The 2574-nt window shown below is 75.5% G+C and carries 1 protein-coding gene and 1 pseudogene; one reads left to right on the forward strand and one right to left on the reverse strand.

The annotated features are described in order from the left end of the window. The first annotated feature begins 73 nt into the window (after positions 1 to 73). A complete protein-coding gene (locus K6I34_RS35405) occupies positions 74 to 2077 on the forward strand; it encodes a helix-turn-helix domain-containing protein (RefSeq protein WP_229332135.1) in 2004 nt (667 codons plus the stop codon). Here the strand turns inward: K6I34_RS35405 and K6I34_RS35410 are convergent. Beyond that, positions 2041 to 2574: pseudogene (locus K6I34_RS35410) on the reverse strand (hypothetical protein); the annotation flags it as partial. The gene K6I34_RS35405 and the pseudogene K6I34_RS35410 sit on opposite strands and share 37 nt — an antisense overlap.

Raw genomic sequence — 2574 nt, forward strand, 5'->3', positions numbered from 1 at the left:
CTGCCCGCCCATGGTCATTGAAACTAAGATCTTCGGGAATTTGGCTTATTCGCGCGGGGGGCGACGCAACGCCATGACGACCGACCCGGGGCATGCCCCGACCAGCACCCTTCATGTCCTGGAGCTTCTGGCCAGAGGCGCGCCGCGGCGGCAGTTCGAGGAACTGCGCCGCCGGGCCCGCGGCGACGGCACCGGCACGGCCGCGCCCGACGAGCTGGACGAGCTGGACCGCGCGGTCGGCCTGGCCCTCGGCGTGCACGAGCTGCTGGACCGCGGCCAGCAGCGGGAGGCGGGCCTGACCGCCCTGGTGGACACCGCCCGCGACCTCACCCGCGCCTACGACCAGGACGCCCTGCTCAAGGAGATCACCCGGCGGGCCCGCCGCCTGCTCCACTGCGACATGGCGTACATCGGCTTCCACGAGCCCGAGGAGGACGCCTTCTCGATCCACACCTCCGACGGCGACACCGCGGCCCTGGACGTCGGCCTGCGGGTCGGCGGCGGCGCCGGCCTGGCGGCGGCGGTGCTGCGCGAGGGCGTGCCGTTCTGGACCCAGGACTACCTGGCCGACGAGCGCATCCGGCACGCCGGCGACATCGACGCCGTGGTGCGCTCCGAGGGGATCCGCGCGCTCGTCGCCGTACCGCTGTGGGACCGCCGCGGCGTGCTGGGCGCCCTCTACGTCGCCCACCGTGAACTCCGCCGCTTCTCGCCGCACGAGATCAGCCTGCTGCGGTCGCTGGCCGACCTCGCGGCCGTCGCCATCGAGAAGGCCCTCGCCCTGGAGGACACCCGGGCGGAGGTCGTCCAGCTCGAACAGCACACGTCCGAAGCGCTGACCAGCCTCACCCGGGAACGCCACCTGGAGGCCGCCCAGTCGGCGCTGACCGCCATGGTCCTCGCCGGTGACCCGCTGTCCGCCGTCGTGGAGGAGGCCGCGCGCCGGCTGGGCGGCACCCTCGTCGCCCGTGACACGGGCGGCGGGATCCTCGCCACCAGCGGCAGGGCACCCGCCCTGGCCGACGCGGTGCTGCGCGCCGGGGCCCTCGACGCCCACACCGAGGGCGCCCCGGTCGCCCTGGGCGGCGCGGCCTGGCTCGCCCCGCTGGCGGCCGGGCGCGAGAACCTCGGCACCCTGCTGCTCGTCACGGGCGACGTGGGCGTGGGCATGGGCGTGGATGTCCGCCGGGACCGGCTGGTCCACACGCGGCTGCTCCATCTCGCCGCCCAGACCGTCTCCCTCGCCCTGCTCATGGAGCGCAGCACCGCCATCGCGGAGGGCAGGACGCGGGACGAGTTCTTCGACGAACTGCTGGCCGCCGACGCCGAGACGGTCGGCAGGCTGGAGGAGCGCGCCCGCCGCCTGGCGATCGACCTCGACGGGCCGCACGTCGTGGTCGTCGTCCGCCCCGAGGGCGGCCCGCGGGGGCGGGCGGAGGTGTGGGCCTCCTCGTACGCGCGCCGCACGTCGGGCCTCAAGAGCCTGCGGCACGACGGGATGTTCGCGCTGCTCGTCCCCGGCGAGGACCCGGAGGCGGCCGCCCGCCGTGTCAGCGGCGAACTGGGCCCGCTGCTCGGGCACCCCGTGACGATCGGGGCCGCCGGGCCCACCGAGGGCGTGCGCACCATCCGGCAGGTCCACCGCGAGGCCCGGCAGTGCCTCGACGCGCTCGTCGAGCTCGGCGACATCGGCGCCACGGCGACCCCGCGGCAGATGGGCTTCCTCGGCGTACTGCTGTCCGACGCGTACAGTGTCGGGGACTACATCGACACCGTCGTCGGACCCGTCCTCGACTACGACGCCCAGCGCTTCACGGAGCTCACCCGCACCCTGGACGCGTACTTCGCGTCCGGCGGGAGCCCCACCCGCGCGGCCACCGCCCTGCACGTGCACCCCAACACCGTCTCCCGCAGGCTGGAGCGGATCACCGAACTCCTGGGCGCCGACTGGCAGCAGCCGCACCGCGCGCTGGAGATCCACCTGGCGCTGCGGCTGCACGGCGCCCGCGGGAGCCTGGAGCGCAGCCGCGACCCCGAGGGTCAGGCGGGCAGTTTCCTGACACCGGTCGTGCCGTAGCCCCGGCACGCGGCACGCGCCACCGTCAGACCGCGCGTCCTGTGCCCCCGCGTGTGCTCGTGCGTGTGCTCGTGACCGCGACTGTGGCTGTGCTCGTGCCCGCAGTCCGAGGCGAACCCGCCCCGCTCCCACGCGGCCGAGACCGCGAGCGCCGTCGACGCGAGCGTCATGTGCCGGTGCCAGCCGGGGTACGAGCGGCCCTCGAAGTCGCGCAGCCCCACGCGCTCGCCCAGCAGCTCGCTGTCCTGGGCCACTTGGGCGGCGAGCCGTGCCAGCCGCAGCGCGGCCCCCGCGGGTGTGGTCGTCAGATTGCCCAGCCACATCTCCCGCGGGGCGCGGCGCGGGTCGTCCCACTCGCCCAGCAGCACCAGATCGCCCTCGCGGCGGCCCGTGCGCCGCCCGCCCGGCACGAGCTCCCGGCGTACCCGGACGGCCACGGCGAAGCTGCTGCGGCGCCCGCCCGCCCCGTCCGGCCACTCCACCAGCCTGCTCAGGCC

It is taken from the genome of Streptomyces sp. UNOC14_S4 (genome assembly GCF_020740835.1).
Taxonomy (GTDB): domain Bacteria; phylum Actinomycetota; class Actinomycetes; order Streptomycetales; family Streptomycetaceae; genus Streptomyces.

What these genes read in the sequence shown, in the direction of transcription:
- K6I34_RS35405 (WP_229332135.1), top strand. Translation starts at nt 74, where the DNA reads ATGACGACCGACCCGGGGCATGCCCCGACCAGCACCCTTCATGTCCTG.